Here is a 14,066-nt window from a genome sequence, read left to right on the forward strand (position 1 = left end):
CGCACGTCGGTGCCCCTTTTCCGCAGGTCGTGGCCTCGGCCGACGATTCTGCGCCACAACAGGGGTCTTGCCGCAAGCCCCCCGGTGCGCTATACGTTAGAAGTGGCAAGGAGAGGATCTCCTTGCCTTCGCCATGTGTCGTCCGCAGGCCGACGATCGCGTAAAAGCTCCTGCGCTCCGTGGACATCCGGGGCTCCTCGACTCCCAGAGCGCGCGCCGCCGACTACCGTCTGCCTTTCCCCAGTGATCATGGGAACAGCCCTCCCTCCTGCGAGGGAGTGCCTTCCCCTGCCGGCGGGGGCCGCCCGGGCCGGGGCGCCGGGAGGATCGGGTGCATGACGCCATCGGCATCGATCGCTCGCAGGACGGGCCACAGCCTGACGTACGCACTGCTCGGCTGGGCCGTGGCATACGGGGGCGTGCGTCTGGCGTGGACCGTCGGCGAGGCTCCGGAGTTCGGGCCGTTCGGGTCGGACCTGCTCGGTTTCACCGGTTGGCGGTCGGTGGCGTTGTGCGTGGCGGCGGGTGTCCTGGCGGTTGCTCTGAACCGGGTGGCGACATGGCGGCCGGTGCTTGCGGCAGTCGCCTGGACATTCGTCGGGGCACTGGTCGCGGCTGCCGGGATCCTGCTGCCGGAGTTGGTGGGCTTCCTGCTGTTCACCGTCGGCCCGTACTTCGACCCGGTAGCGTTCTCCAGCCGGCTCGGTTGTGCCACCGGAGCGGTCCTGCTCGGTCTGGCCACCGCCCGCTATCAGCGGCGCACCCGGGGCGACTGTCCGGACTGCTGCCGGACGCTCCGACCGGGTCACCGGCGCTCGACACCTGCTCGGTGGGCGCGCTGGGCCGCGTACGCCGCAGTAGCCGGCCTCGTCACCCGCTTCGCCGCCCAGGCCATGGTGGGATTCGACGGCCTTACCCAGGACGCCTCGGTGATCGGCCTGGAGATCGGCCTGTTGCTGGCCGGAGTGCTGTTGCCGCTGGCACTGGTACACCGCTGGGGCGAGATCTGGCCGGAGTGGGTGCCGCTGCTCGCCGGCCGCAGGATCCCTCGTCTGCTGTTGCTGGTGCCCGGCTTCGGGCTCGGGGCGGGCATCGTGGCCTACTTCGGCATGGGGCTCGTGCAGCTGACATCGGGATCGATCAGCCAGTTCTCCGACACGTTTCTCTGGGTGGCGATGTCGGCGTACTGCATCCTCGGGCTCGGCCTTCTCGCAGGATCGTGCGATTACCACCTGCGGACCCGCGGCGCGTGCAAAGCCTGCGGCCGGTGACAGGTTCCACTCCGGCTGGTAGGTGGCGACGTGGTCACCCGGACGGCCCGCCGAGGCCAGGCTCGCCCCGCTCGGACCCGGTTTCCTCCGCCTCCTCGGCAAGCGCCCTGCGGAGCCGGTGCCGCTGCCCACGGCTGACCATGAACTCGACCACCGCGGCGACGAGGCACACGACCGCCAGCCATACCAGGGTCCGCGCGGCCGAGATGCGGCCGGTGACCGGCAGCATGGCGAGCAGCACCGCGGCCGCGACGAGGCGGGGCCAGACGACCACACGTACCGTGCGGCTGAGCCGCCACTGGAAGGCCGCGTGTGCCACGAGGAAAAGGGCAACCCCGCCGTACATGGCGTACCGGCCAACCGTGTCGAGCGGGTCGCCGTGACGGTAGGTGTGCGCCGCGACGATCAGCGAGGGGGTGTGTTTCAGGCCGACCGCCAGCAGGATCACACCCGCGATCATCGGCAGGTGCAGGTAGCTGTAGGCGTCCCGGGCGAGGACCACCCGGCGGGCCGGGCCGGCCTCGCGCAGAGCGTGTTCGCCGACGAGCGCGGAGAGGTCGAAGTAGATCCATTCCAGCGCGCCGGCAACCACGACAGCGAGCACCGAGGCCACCATCAGACCAGTGGTGTTGGGCAGGTCCGTTCCCGCGATGCCGACCGCGACCAGCACCTCGCCCAGAGAAACGATGATGATCAGGCCGTGCCGTTCGGTCCAGTGACGCGCGGAGAAGATGGCGCGCTCGGTGACCCGCACGGCCAGGCCGATCCCGTAGTCCACGGCGACGGCTACCGCCCAGAGCACAACCTGACCGATCTGCACCGTCCGTTCGTCGAGGCCGGACCGGGGCAGCAGCGCCGCCGCCAGCAGCAGAACGATGGCGACCAGCATCGGCGTGACGAGCGCGACCATGTCCCGGCCACACAGTGCGGGAGAGGCGTACCAGCGCAGCGCCAGGTACAACACGCGCAGGATGACGAAGCAGGCGACGAAGACCAGGGGTGAGTACAGCCCGCCGGGCAGGTCGGTGAACGCCTCGCGGGTGCTGACCGCGAGCCCGAACATCACCGGCGTCACGGCCAGCAGCACCAGTCGGGACAGTCCGTAGTTCGCGCGTACCCGGTTTCCGAGCCAGGCGAAGAGCGACCAGGACCACCACATCATGGTCAGGACCAGCAGCCCGTGCACTATGCCGAAGGGGCTGTCCTCCGCCGTCATGAGCGTGGTGACCTGGATGAAGGCAAAGACGAAGACCAGGTCGAAGAAGATCTCCGCGGTGGTGACCCGCGTCTTCTCGGTGACCGGCCGCAGCCCGGGGCGCAGAGATCTGGCCGGTAGACCCGACGCGGTCGAGTCAGGTACGGCCATCGGCGACGAGCCGAAGTGCTACCGGAACGGTCACTGCGCCTCCTCGCTGGCGAGCCTGCACTGCGCCGCGCTGCCTTCCCGCTGCCGACGAGGGCAAACGCGCGAGTCACCAAGGCCCATCCGAATGAAAGACCAGCGCCTCAGCCGATCTCCGTAGTGACTCCTCGGGCTCCGCAGGCCGCGAGCACGAGCGCATGATCGCCATTCGAAGCCGGCAGCACCGGAGCGCCCGATAACCGCTGTAGCGGTGGCGGGGTTTCGGGGCAGGATCATCGGCCGTGACACTTGTCCTGCCGCCGCGCCTGACAGCCTCGGCTAAGAGCGTGCGCGACGCCGCTCGTGGACGCGGACTACGCACCGTCCAGCTCCGCACCTTCGAAGTACCCGCCGGGATGGAGGCTGATCACCTTCATGGGGGACCCGGCTTCGCCGACGTTGTCGCACCGCTGCTCGGGATCGCGCCGCTGGAGGCTGGACCTGGCTGGCTGACCGTGCTCCCCCGCGAACTAACCCGCCGGGAGATCACCCTGGTCGCCATCGGCGAGGCGTACGAACTCCGCCGACCGGCGTTCATCAAGTCACCCAACGACAAGAGCATCCCCGCGATGATCTACACAGACGGTTCCCGTCTGCCTGGCCCGGATGCTGTCTACCGACGGACTCCCGTGCTCGTCAGCGACATCGTGGAATTCACGGCCGAGTACCGGCTACACCTGCTCGACGGTGTCGTCCACGCGGGCAGCCAGTACGCCACGCACGGCCGGTTACACCTCGGCCCCCCGTCGACCGACGCGTTGGCCTTCGGCGCCGACCTCCTTGCGGGATACGGGCACACACTGCCCTCTGCCATCGTGGTTGACGTCGGACTGATCAACGGCAAGTGGGGGGTGATCGAGGCAAACGCAGCGTGGGCCAGCGGAGCCTACGTCTCAGACCCAGATCTGGTCCTCGATGTCGTACTCCGAGCGGCCGGTCCAACGGCCTCGGTCAGCGCGCGGGACCGACAGTTCATCCGACGTCCTGAGCCGCCCCAACTACCCCTCGACTCACCAACGCTCGGGTGAGCCCTCCGGGCGGTCATTTCGCCCATAGCAGTCGTTGCTCTCGGAGTTCCTTGCAACCCGCTGGTGACTCGCCGACATCGCCGCCGCGCAGCTCACCGACGACAGGTTCCACCGCGCCGGCCATCAGACCCCCGGAGCACGTACGGCCATCTCGTTCGCGCGGGCGGAAACCCCGTCCCTACCTGGGGCTGCCCTCGGCCGGCCCGGGCACGGCGACGTTCGGCAGGACCAACGCTTGAGCGGCGATGACGCGTTCCCCGTTGAAGGCCAGCGCTGGGGAGCCGTACAGCCGGTAGCCCTGGTCGAGGAGGCCGCTGACGCGGGCACAGAAGTCAGCGTCATCGGGTCCGGTGATGAGCCGGTAGCCGAGCTGCTCGGAATGATCTGACACCGTCGCATTGTGCCGCTCGGTCATGCCTGAGCAACAGTCGTGGCGACCAGCGACGGGTGAGGCAATGCGCCCGGCAACCATCCGAACGCATCGCATCGCATCGCATCGCATCGCATCGCAGGGTCGCACACCGGCTGTCTTCAGCCGATGGCGTCGGCGGTGATCAGTCTCCCGATCAGAAGGGGGGTGCGTCCTCGCCCATCAACGCCAGCACGACGCCACCCTTACCGCTCTTGAGGCTCTGGACCACGACCTTGCCGGTGCTGCCGTCGGGCAGCTCCAAGGTAAAGGTCTTCCCGACCGCGTTCTTGGGGCCGTTGCCGGCGCTGTTGGCGGGTCGGAAGTCGCCGGCCCACGGCGGGGTCCCACCCTTGCGGGCGGGCTCGGCGAAGAGCGCGGCGGTGCCGGGGGTCCTGGTGCCGTCTGAGGAGAGAAGCACTGAGGCGCTGCGATAGGTAGCCATATACGTCGAGCCTATCCCGGATTTGCGTTCGTTGGCGCCACGACACCTGCGCGGTGACGCGAACGGCCACGGGGAGTGGCCTTGATCTGCTCGTGCCCCTCTTGGGTTGACCAAGCCTCAGCGGCGTGCGGTGAGGGGCACGAGGACGAGGACGGCGACGCCGAGTGCGGTGGCGCCGACTGCCCACCACCAGAAGAATCCCGAAAAGACCGAGGCGATCAGAAGCCCCATGCCGAGGCCGGCCAGCAGGCCGAGCCCGAACAGGGCCCGTGGGGGCAGGGCGAGGTACGGCAGGCGCCGTACCACGAGCACTTCCAGCCAGGTACCGCCCACCGCCAGCAGTACCGCGCCGACGCCGTCCACCGCGGACAGTCCGTGACCTTCGCTGACCGGCACGAGGACTGGACCCTCGTCACCGGCGGGGACGAAGAGGATGAGCACGCCGGCGACGATGAGCAGAGCGGTGATTGCCACCTGGGTGCGTGGCGCGCCTCCGATACCTGTCGACATCGCTTCAGTCTTGGTCATCCGACATGGTCTCCGCAGGAGCCGTATCGGCGAACTTCGACCGCTTGCGGCCGTGCTCGGTAACCCCTACGGCAACTATCGTTCGAGCATGTCGATCACGGACCAGGCGCTGGTCATCAAGGCGGCGGAAGCCGGAGCTGCGGTCGTCCGCTCTCGATACGGCTCACCGCTGACACGTTTCCAGAAGACCGTAGGCGACTTCGCCACCACAGCCGACATCGAGGCTGAGCAGGCCATCCTCGCCGTCGTGCGCGCGGCCCGCCCGCAGGACGTCGTGCTGGGTGAGGAGAGCGGGCGCACGGGAAATGGCGAGAACGGACGTACGTGGCTGGTCGACCCGTTGTGCGGAACACTGAACTACGCCGCGCGGAACATGCTTGCCTCGGTGAACGTCGCTCTGCGAACCGGGACGCACGTTGCCGTGGCCGCCTCGGCGGATCCGTTCAGCGGTGAGGTTTTCTGGACCGACGGCACCGCCGCGTATGTCCGGCGCGGTGAGATGGACGAGCGACTCGAACCGTCGGCCGAGTCGAGGCTGGTCGACGTCAATCTTGACCCGCCGTTTCCCAACAGGGACGTTTTCCTGGCCGCCCGGATGCTCGCTGACCAGGGCTTCATCGAACAGTTCCGCCCGCGCGTGGTCTCCACCACCCTGGCCGTGGCCTGGGTCGCTGCCGGTCGCCGCGCCGCCTACGTCACGGATGGCCACCACCTGCGCGACAGCGTTCACTTCGCGGCTGGAATCGCCCTCTGTCAGGCCGCCGGTTGTGTGGTCACCGGGATCGACGGCCAGCCGATCCGCGCCGATGTGGACGGCCTTGTCGTGGCGGCCGACGAGCAGACGCATGCTGCCCTGCTGACTCTCATCCGGAACCAGCCCATCGGGAGGAACTGAGCCGGTCCGGACGCTTCGGTAACACCGGCGGTCCGTCTGACGAAGTAGGGGTGTAGCCGCTACGAGAGAGGACGGCCTGTGAATGACCCCAGCCCAGCGGAGGGTGACATCTCCGGCATCGGAGTCGACCCCGTGGCCTTCGAGGTCTTCTACCGGCGGCACCTGGAGGCGGTGGGCCGTTTCGTGGCACGGCGGGTCGACGACCCACACCTGGCCGCCGACCTGACGGCCGACGTGTTCCTGGCGGTGATCGAATCGGCGGCCGGCTACCGGCCAGACCGGGGTAGCCAGATCGGCTGGCTGTTCGGAGTGGCCCGCAACGTCATCGGCGACGAACGGCGTCGGGCGGCCCAACGGCTGCGGGTGACCGGCCGACTGGCCGGACGACGGGATCTGGGCCCTGACGACATCGCCCGCATCGAGGAGCGGATCGACGCCGAGTCGGCGGCCCGCCGTACCCATCGAGCGCTGAGCGAGCTACCCGAGGGCACCCGGGCGCTGGTCGAGCTCGTCGCCGTGGACGGCCTCACCGTCGCGGAGGCGGCGACCGCGCTCGGGATGACCCCGGTCGCGGCTCGGGTCCGCCTGCATCGTGCCCGTCGTGCCGTCCGCGCCGTGCTCGCCTACCCGGCCACCACCCTCGCCTGACGAGACGGAGATGACGCCATGAACAAGATCGAGCAGTCGCCGCACGGTTTCGAGGAGCAACTCCTCACGGATCTGACGGCACACGTCGTCCGGCGGTCCGAGGTGGTTCCGGCGGTCCGTCCGGTCGGACGCCGTACCCGGTTCCTGAACGGTTGGCGCATCGCCGGAGCATTCGGGCTGGCAGTCGCACTGACCGTCGGTGCTCTGGCGGTCCAGACGATGAGGGTGGGCAACCAGCGGCCGCCTACGGCCAGCGCGTCGGAGATCCTCCGTATGGCGGCCGATGCCGCCCGGCAGCAGCCCGAGCTCACCGCCCGACCCGACCAGTACGTCTTCACGGAAGTCCTGGCGACGACGCGGGAATTGCCGGACAGCGGCCCGTACACCACCGTACGGACGCAGATCTGGCAGTCGGCCGGCGGAGTGGCGCACACGCAGGCACGTTACCGGCCAGGGACCGATCCGAACGGGTGGAGCGAACTGAAGGTGCTCCGCCCGAACGATCCCGCAAATCCCGACAAGGAACTCGACGAACTCCCGTCGCCCGCGTACCACGGCGATCTGCCCACCGACCCGGACGAGCTGCTTCGACACCTCCGGGAACACCCGGTCGACCTGAATCTCCCCGAAGGAGCCGATGAGGAGGCCGTCTACGGGGACGAAAGCATGGCGTACACCACCGCGCGGTCGATGCTCAGAGGCTATGTGCCGCCCCGAGCGCTGGCGGCGCTGTTCGAATTGCTGGCGCGGGAGCCCGGAGCGGTCGTCATATCGGGCGACGTGGTGGACGCCGCCGGCCGGCATGGGGTGGCGATTCGAATGCCCGGTGTGATCGGCGGTAACAACGACTTCATCTTCGACCGGGATACCCACGTCTACCTCGGCACCCGCTTGTCTGTGGTGCGCAACGGCAAGGAGTCGCTCTATTCAGCCGCCGCGCCACTCCGGGTCGCCATCGTCGACCGGCCGGGCCAACTGCCCTGATCAGTGATGGGCCCGCGTCACGTGTGCGGATGTCTGGTGATGCCGTCCAGGATGGTGATCAGGTTGTGGTGGAAGGTTTCCTCGGCGTTGAGGTGGGCGCCGTCGATGACGAGCCGGGCGACGGTGGGATAGCGGCCTGTCTCGAGCATGCGTGTCAGGTAGGGCCCGAGGGCGGCCTGCCAAGCGGACACGTCGGTGTCGGTTGAGCGGGCGGTGCGTCGCTCGGTGATCTCCCTTCGGAGCGCTCCGACGATGTACGCGTTGAGGGCGCCCACGGCCCGCTGGAGATCGTCGATGCCGCGCACGCCGGGGGCCTGGCTGAGCGCCGCCGCGGTCGATTCGCCCACGGCGAGCGCGTGAGGTCCGAGGTGTGGCCTCCCGCCGAGCAGGTCGGCGAACCACTCGTGGGCGAGGGCGGCTTTGCGGGTCGCCTGGGCGAGGGCCAGCACCCTGGTGCGCCACTCGGGGTGCTGGCCAGCCTCGGCGATCTGGGCGTACACGGTGTCGACCATCAGATCGAGCAGCTCGGATCGGTTGGTCACGTAGTCGTAGAGCCGCATCGGACCGACGCCGAGCTCTTTGGCGATCTTTCGTACCGACAGCCCGTCGAGGCCGTGTGCGTCGGCGAGCCGGATCGCCGTGGCGGCGATCTTCGCGCGGCTCAGCCGCACCGGCGCCACCCGCGGCTGGGGCTCGGGCCGTTCCCAGACGGGCAGCGACGCGCTACCGTACGGCGTATCCATAAGATACAGCGTACGGTAAGGGAGATGATGATGCGTATCGGGATTGCCGGCGGTGGCCTCGGCGGCCTGACACTGGCCCGGATCCTGCATCGGCACGGCATCGGCGCGGTGGTGTACGAACGTGAGGCAAGCCGATCCGCGCGATCGCAGGGCGGATCGCTCGACCTGCACCCGGAGTCCGGGCAGAAGGCCCTGGCCGCGGCGGGTCTCGCCGGCCGATTCCGGTCCGGGGCACGGCCGGAGGGGGAGGAACATCGCATCCTCGACCCGGCCGGACGCATCCTCGTGCACCACAAGCCACAACCCGGCTCGTTCTCCGGACGCCCCGAGATCGACCGCAGCGCACTGCGTGATCTTCTGCTCGATTCACTCCCCGCCGACACCGTCGTGTGGCAGCACCGGCTCGTCGCGGCGACGCCACGACCCGGCGGAGGCTTCGGGCTGACGTTCGACGGCGGCCACAGCGCCGACTGCGACGTGCTCATCGGCGCGGACGGCGCACGCTCGGTCGTCCGGTCGCTGCTGACCGACGCGACACTGTCCCCCGTGGCCACCTTGGTGGAGCTCGGCATCAGCGACGCCGACCGCCGCCACCCGGATCTCGCCGATCTGGTCGGCCCCGGCAACCTCTGGTGCATCGGCGTGAACCAGATCCTGGCAGCCCAACGCCTCGGCGACGGCAGCATCCGAGTCGGGATCTCCCTACGCGCTGACGATCGCCCCATGGACACCTACCGCAGCAAGCGCGCTCTGCTGGACATGTTCGACGGCTGGAACCCAGACCTCACCGCACTCATCGAAGCCGGGGACGGCCCGCCGACCCCCCGCAGGATCGAGGCGATGCCCACCGATACGCGCTGGGCCCACCAGCCCGGCATCACCCTCATCGGTGACGCCGCGCACCTCATGCCGCCGGTCGGCGAGGGCGCCAACCAAGCCATGCTCGACGCCGCCGAACTCGCCGCCGAACTCGCCGCCGGCCCCGCCGACCCCGACTCGGCGATCCGGAGGTACGAGGAGGCGATGTTCACCAGGACCCACCCGATCGCCGAAATGTCCGCACGAGTCCAGGCAATGATGCTGTCCCCCACCGCAGCCGACGACATCGTCCGCTTCTTCACGCCACGGCCCACCGAAGAGGTCTCCTAGCCGCAAGCCTGGTCAGTGCGCAGGTGCCTGCGGGGGCGGCGCGCTCAGAAGCCTCGGAAGACGCCGTCCGGTCCTGCCGACCGCGCAAACTCGTGGAAGTCCATGTTGGCGATCGACAGGTTGTTCTCGATCGCCTGGACCTGCCGTGGCAGTGCCCTGAACGGACCTGTCTCGTACCCTTCGTTGAGGTTGACGACGAGCAGGGGACGCTCCGACAGCGAAACGGTGACGGCGTCGACGACAACCCTCCGCCGGTCGCGATGGGTGGCGCAGGTTGGACGGCGACAGCGGGCGGTACGGTCGTGATCATGGAGATTCTGCGCTACGCCGCGTTCAGCGCCGATCCGGCGGGCGGCAACCCGGCCGGTGTCGTACTCGACGCCACCGGGGTCGGTGACGCCGAGATGCTGCGGGTGGCCGCTGACATCGGGTACTCCGAAACGGCGTTCCTCGTGCCTCGCGGCAATCGGCGCTTCGAGGTGCGCTACTTCAGCCCGTTGGCCGAGGTGCCGTTCTGTGGACACGCGACCATTGCCTCGGCCGCCGCCTACGCCGAGCGGCACGGCCCCGGGGTCCTGCACTTCGACACTCGGGCCGGGCTGGTCGAGGTCTCCACCGCCTCGGCGCCGGACGGCACGACCACGGCGACGCTGATCAGCGTGGAACCGCAGACCAAGCCCATCGCTGCCAGTGATCTGGCGGCGCTGCTCGAGGCGCTGCGATGGGCACCAGGCGACCTCGACGCGACGCTGCCGCCCCGAGTCGCCTTCGCCGGCGCCTGGCATCCCGTCGTGGCCGCGGCGAGCCGACAACGGCTCGCCGAACTGGACTACGACATGAACGCGTTGGCCACGCTGATGGCGCAGCGCGACTGGACGACCATCGACCTGGTGTGGCGTGAGTCCCCCCGGATATTTCACGCGCGCAACCCGTTCCCACCCGGCGGCATCGTGGAGGATCCCGCCACTGGTGCCGCAGCCGCCGCTTTCGGCGGCTATCTACGGGAGCTGGGGCTGGTCGCCCCACCCCTGACCGTCACCGTGCACCAGGGCCAGGACCTGGGCCGTCCCAGCGTCCTGACCGTCGGGATCCCCGCCGAACCCCGAACCGGCATCGCGGTCACCGGCACCGCCGTTGTCCTCGCCGGGTAGGGACCCCGCTCCTCGGTACAAGGGGAGTGCCGCGCCACGCGACCACGTTGTGCGGCCGCTCGTCTGTCTCACCTAGCGCAGCTCCGCGATCCTGGTCCGGGTGTTCGCCGCGGCCTCGGGGTGCCCGTGCTCGACGTCGGCCCGGACGTCAGCCACAGTCCTGCCGGCCAGCTCCCGCCGCCAGGCCAGGTCGGCACCCCGCATGGCCTGGGCGAACGCGCAGGACTGTCGATAGTCCACGCCGCCGTGCTCCCCCGGCCCCTTGCGGAGAATCTGGTCGCACTGGAACAGCTCCTCCGGGCCCTCGATCGCGACCACGATGTCCAACAGGGAGACCGCCTCCGGCGCCCGGGCCAGCCGGAAGCCGCCGCGCGGCCCCGAGGTCGACGTCAGGATCCCGGCCCGGACCAGGGCCTGGAGCTGCTTGTTCAGGTACGCCGGCGGCAGCTCGTAGAACGCCGCCAGGGTGCCGGTTGGCACCGGAGTGTCCAGCCAGCTCAGGTTGAGGCACGTGTGGAGGGCCCACTCGACGCCCTGACTCATCCGCATAGTCCTGGACTCTACATGTCCACAAATTTGTGGCGCCCGCCATAAGTACTGGCGCCGAGTGATCCTGGACATCTAGTGTCTAGAACCAAGCGATCAACGAAGGAGCCGACAATGACACTGGTACGCGCAGCCCAGGCCGAGGTTCTCGACAGTGACCCGGCCAGCGTGATCACGCTGCTCCTCGACCCCGAGCACACCGGCGGCGCCCTGACCAGCAACCGCACCCTGCTCAAGCACGGCACCGCCGGCGCGCCACCGCACCTGCACACCCACTCCGGCGAGCTGTTCTTCGTGCTCGACGGCGCCCTCGAGATGCTCGTCGGCGACGAACTGCACACCCTGCACAAGGGAGATGCGCTCTTCGTCCCGCCGAACACCCCGCACGCCTTCGCCCCCGCCGACGGCCAGGACGTCGACTTCCTCGTCGTGATCACCCCCGGTAAGCCCCGGTTCGACTACTACCGGCTGCTCGACAAGGTGCACCAGGGCGAAGCCACCTGGCAGGAAGTCGGCGAGACCCAGGACCGCTACGACAACCACTACGTGGACAGCCCGGTGTGGGCGGGCCGACGCGGGTAACTGGCTGAGTGACGGCACGTCAGGAGACTCGCGGGCTGGGCGAGCCATGGTTCACCTTGGCAGCCCGGCTCGTGGCTGATGCGTTGGACCGGATAGGTCGCGGGGTTTCGCCGCCTGTCGGTTCCGGGTAGCGGATGGCTCATGAACCGCAACCTCGTGAAGGCTCTGCAGGTTGCGTGGGAGCTGCCGGAGTTCCGCACCGGAGTGCGACACCTCATCGACCTCGACGAGGTCGCGGCGCTGCTGGCCACGCTGTCCGTCCCGGATCATGACCGCGAGGTTGAGCGCAGCCTGTTGAGCCTGCTGCGGTCCGGCCTGGACACGATCGAGATCCGGGAAGCTGTGTTGCTGCTGCTTGAACAGGACGAGGTGCGGAGGCCGCTCGTCGCGGCGGTGGTCGAGCCGCTTGCGGACCGGCCGGGCCTGGCTGCCGCCATCGCTTCGGCGGCCGAGGATCCCACGGTGCGACGTGAGATACGGGCGGTGCTGGACAACGCCAAGGTGCGCGAGCTGATCTGGCAGGCGATTGACAACCAGGTGAGCGACAACCGGTTCGGCTTGATCCGCCGGGCGGCGGTGCTGTTCGTACGGCACCCGAGCGTCCGGCGCCTCGCGTGGGCCGCACGCCGGCACGGCGTGTTGCGCGAACTACGCCGCAAGCATTGACCGACTTCAGTCGGTCCTGGGCGACGGACACTCCCTGATCAGCTCAGTTCAGACTGCGGACGAGACGCTTACCAATCATCTTGGCACCCAAGGAGGTACCGGTGTGGTGGTGCGGCGCCGCGCTCCTACAGGAGTTGATGCGTAGTGTTCCGGTATGGCACAACGACTCGTCAGCGTATGGCAACCGTTCTTCCTTGCTAGCGAGAGTCAGGGCGCGGCCATCGACGCCGCGACCGAGCTGGAGGAACTCGGCTATTCACGGCTCTGGTTCTCCGGCGGCTTCGAGGAGAACGTCGCCCCACGCTTCCGGGAGATCCTGGACGGCACCACGCGTATCGGGGTCGCGTCGGGGATTGTGAGCATCTGGCACTCGTCGCCGCCGGAGGTGGCGGCGTTCGCCCAGGACGCGGAGCAGGCCCATCCCGGCCGGTTCCTGCTCGGTCTCGGTGCCAGCCACGCGGTACTGGTCGAAGGCGGCGGCACCGCCTACCGCAAGCCGTACTCAAAGATGGTGGAGTACCTCGACGGTCTCGACGCTGCCGGGCTACCTCCCGAGCGGCGGGTCCTGGCCGCGCTCGGCCCGCGGATGCTCGAGCTCTCCCGCGACCGTTCAGCAGGGGCGCACCCGTACTTCGTCCCTGCCGAGCACACCGCCGAGGCCCGAGCGGCACTCGGACCCGACCGGCTGCTCGCTCCCGAGGTCGCAGTGGTGCTCGAAGCGGACGCCACCACCGCGCGCGCCACGGCCCGGCAATACACGAGCGGATACCTCGCACTGCCGAACTACACCAACAACCTGCGGCGATTCGGCTGGACCGACGAGGACTTCGCTGGAGGCGGCAGCGACCGCCTCGTCGACGCCCTGATCCCGTGGGGCACGGCCGAAAAGGTCGCGGTCGGACTGGAGAAGCACTACCAGGCCGGCGCGGACGAGGTGGCGGTCCAGGTACTCAACGGCGGCGACGTCACGGCATTCCCCGCCGACGCGTTCCGCGCTCTCGCCGCGGTCTTGATCTGACCGTTTGTCCCCTGGGAGTTCGACCGCCCTCCCACAGCGCTGCCATCGGCTCTGAGGGTGGCTGGTGGATCTATCTTGGCCCCGATTGCCAACTGCCACCGGCCACGCCTTCCCGTGCCAGACAGTCGGCTGGGAAACTCTGCGAAAGGAACGGCTGGCTTATACCGCCGGTCGAGCCGCCCGGGCAGTGACAAGGGAGTCATGGGATGACGCGGTACTTGATCTCGTTCAATGACGGCGCGATGGACCACATCCCCGACGCGGATTGGCCCGACGTGGGCAAGGCCTCGCACGCGGTGGTCCAGGAGGCCGTGAACGCCGGCGTCTTTGTGTTCGGCGCTGGACTCGAACGCCAGAGGGCGAGCGTCGTGGCCACGGACGGGACGGTCACCGATGGCCCTTACCCGGAGACCAAGGAGGTCATTGGCGGGTTCGTTGTCGTCGACGTCTCCTCACGCGAGGAGGCGCTGACGTGGGCTGCCAAAGTTGCCGACTCTTGCCGCTGCGCGCAAGAGGTTCGGGAGCTCATGCCCGATCCCGAAACAGACGCGATGCTTCGCCAGGCTGACAGGTGACGAGTCGGTTCTGGCCCGGGAGCCAG

18 protein-coding genes are annotated in these 14,066 nt (G+C 68.9%); 11 read left to right on the plus strand and 7 right to left on the minus strand.

Features of this window, described 5'->3' with window-relative positions; genetic code table 11:
- Nucleotides 1-335: 335 nt before the first annotated feature.
- Nucleotides 336-1,271 (plus strand): hypothetical protein, encoded by a 936-nt coding sequence (locus tag M8C17_RS11250; RefSeq protein ID WP_252416383.1) that lies wholly within the window; start codon nt 336-338, stop codon nt 1,269-1,271.
- A gap of 34 nt (nt 1,272-1,305) precedes the next feature.
- On the opposite strand, the gene M8C17_RS11255 is transcribed toward M8C17_RS11250, so the two are convergent.
- A complete protein-coding gene (locus M8C17_RS11255) occupies nt 1,306-2,637 on the minus strand; it encodes a low temperature requirement protein A (RefSeq protein ID WP_252416384.1) in 1,332 nt (443 codons plus the stop codon).
- Nucleotides 2,638-2,915: 278 nt separating this feature from the next.
- Between M8C17_RS11255 and M8C17_RS11260 the strand changes: the two genes are divergently transcribed.
- Nucleotides 2,916-3,701, plus strand: a complete 786-nt coding sequence (locus tag M8C17_RS11260; protein ID WP_252416385.1) for an ATP-grasp domain-containing protein — start codon at nt 2,916-2,918, stop codon at nt 3,699-3,701.
- A 178-nt stretch (nt 3,702-3,879) separates the two neighbouring features.
- On the opposite strand, the gene M8C17_RS11265 is transcribed toward M8C17_RS11260, so the two are convergent.
- The 3 genes from M8C17_RS11265 to M8C17_RS11275 all read right to left on the minus strand — a co-directional run bounded on the left by M8C17_RS11265 (nt 3,880) and on the right by M8C17_RS11275 (nt 5,065).
- Nucleotides 3,880-4,092, minus strand: a complete 213-nt coding sequence (locus M8C17_RS11265) for a DUF1737 domain-containing protein (protein ID WP_252416386.1) — start codon at nt 4,090-4,092, stop codon at nt 3,880-3,882.
- Between the two features lie 175 nt (nt 4,093-4,267).
- On the minus strand, nt 4,268-4,555 hold the full coding sequence (locus M8C17_RS11270; RefSeq protein ID WP_074310625.1) for a hypothetical protein: 288 nt from the start codon (nt 4,553-4,555) through the stop codon (nt 4,268-4,270).
- Between the two features lie 117 nt (nt 4,556-4,672).
- Nucleotides 4,673-5,065: a hypothetical protein gene (locus M8C17_RS11275; RefSeq protein ID WP_252416387.1), complete on the minus strand. Its 393-nt coding sequence runs from the start codon at nt 5,063-5,065 to the stop codon at nt 4,673-4,675.
- A 106-nt stretch (nt 5,066-5,171) separates the two neighbouring features.
- Between M8C17_RS11275 and M8C17_RS11280 the strand changes: the two genes are divergently transcribed.
- From M8C17_RS11280 to M8C17_RS11290, 3 genes are all read left to right on the plus strand, one after another.
- Complete coding sequence (locus M8C17_RS11280) at nt 5,172-5,978, plus strand: inositol monophosphatase family protein (protein WP_252416388.1); 807 nt, start codon at nt 5,172-5,174, stop codon at nt 5,976-5,978.
- A 78-nt stretch (nt 5,979-6,056) separates the two neighbouring features.
- Entirely contained in the window at nt 6,057-6,626 is a 570-nt protein-coding gene (locus M8C17_RS11285; protein WP_252416389.1) for an RNA polymerase sigma factor, read from the plus strand.
- An 18-nt stretch (nt 6,627-6,644) separates the two neighbouring features.
- The gene (locus tag M8C17_RS11290) at nt 6,645-7,610 is read left to right on the plus strand and encodes a CU044_5270 family protein (protein WP_252416390.1); all 966 of its coding nucleotides are present in this window, start codon (nt 6,645-6,647) and stop codon (nt 7,608-7,610) included.
- Nucleotides 7,611-7,627: 17 nt separating this feature from the next.
- Here the strand turns inward: M8C17_RS11290 and M8C17_RS11295 are convergent, their stop codons facing one another.
- Nucleotides 7,628-8,443 carry a TetR/AcrR family transcriptional regulator gene (locus M8C17_RS11295; RefSeq protein WP_252416391.1) on the minus strand — a complete coding sequence of 272 codons (816 nt, stop codon included), beginning with the start codon at nt 8,441-8,443 and terminating at the stop codon, nt 7,628-7,630.
- On the opposite strand from M8C17_RS11295, the gene M8C17_RS11300 reads away from it, so the two are divergent.
- Nucleotides 8,384-9,502 carry an NAD(P)/FAD-dependent oxidoreductase gene (locus M8C17_RS11300; protein ID WP_252416392.1) on the plus strand — a complete coding sequence of 373 codons (1,119 nt, stop codon included), beginning with the start codon at nt 8,384-8,386 and terminating at the stop codon, nt 9,500-9,502. The two genes, M8C17_RS11295 and M8C17_RS11300, sit on opposite strands and share 60 nt — an antisense overlap.
- 44 nt (nt 9,503-9,546) lie before the next feature.
- On the opposite strand, the gene M8C17_RS32285 is transcribed toward M8C17_RS11300, so the two are convergent.
- Complete coding sequence (locus M8C17_RS32285) at nt 9,547-9,846, minus strand: hypothetical protein (RefSeq protein ID WP_374558264.1); 300 nt, start codon at nt 9,844-9,846, stop codon at nt 9,547-9,549.
- On the opposite strand from M8C17_RS32285, the gene M8C17_RS11305 reads away from it, so the two are divergent.
- The gene (locus tag M8C17_RS11305) at nt 9,811-10,653 is read left to right on the plus strand and encodes a PhzF family phenazine biosynthesis protein (protein WP_252416393.1); all 843 of its coding nucleotides are present in this window, start codon (nt 9,811-9,813) and stop codon (nt 10,651-10,653) included. The two genes, M8C17_RS32285 and M8C17_RS11305, sit on opposite strands and share 36 nt — an antisense overlap.
- Before the next feature lie 72 nt (nt 10,654-10,725).
- Here the strand turns inward: M8C17_RS11305 and M8C17_RS11310 are convergent, their stop codons facing one another.
- Nucleotides 10,726-11,202: an Rrf2 family transcriptional regulator gene (locus M8C17_RS11310; RefSeq protein WP_252416394.1), complete on the minus strand. Its 477-nt coding sequence runs from the start codon at nt 11,200-11,202 to the stop codon at nt 10,726-10,728.
- A gap of 111 nt (nt 11,203-11,313) precedes the next feature.
- On the opposite strand from M8C17_RS11310, the gene M8C17_RS11315 reads away from it, so the two are divergent.
- The 4 genes from M8C17_RS11315 to M8C17_RS11330 all read left to right on the plus strand — a co-directional run bounded on the left by M8C17_RS11315 (nt 11,314) and on the right by M8C17_RS11330 (nt 14,040).
- Nucleotides 11,314-11,781, plus strand: coding sequence for a cupin domain-containing protein (locus M8C17_RS11315; protein ID WP_252416395.1), 468 nt, complete (start codon nt 11,314-11,316; stop codon nt 11,779-11,781).
- Nucleotides 11,782-11,922: 141 nt separating this feature from the next.
- The gene (locus tag M8C17_RS11320; RefSeq protein WP_252416396.1) at nt 11,923-12,447 is read left to right on the plus strand and encodes a hypothetical protein; all 525 of its coding nucleotides are present in this window, start codon (nt 11,923-11,925) and stop codon (nt 12,445-12,447) included.
- Between the two features lie 154 nt (nt 12,448-12,601).
- The gene (locus M8C17_RS11325; RefSeq protein WP_252416397.1) at nt 12,602-13,465 is read left to right on the plus strand and encodes a TIGR03620 family F420-dependent LLM class oxidoreductase; all 864 of its coding nucleotides are present in this window, start codon (nt 12,602-12,604) and stop codon (nt 13,463-13,465) included.
- Between the two features lie 206 nt (nt 13,466-13,671).
- On the plus strand, nt 13,672-14,040 hold the full coding sequence (locus tag M8C17_RS11330) for a YciI family protein (protein ID WP_252416398.1): 369 nt from the start codon (nt 13,672-13,674) through the stop codon (nt 14,038-14,040).
- The last annotated feature ends 26 nt before the right edge of the window (nt 14,041-14,066 follow it).

The sequence above is a fragment of the Micromonospora sp. RHAY321 genome, from assembly GCF_023896955.1.
Taxonomy (GTDB): Bacteria; Actinomycetota; Actinomycetes; order Mycobacteriales; family Micromonosporaceae; genus Micromonospora.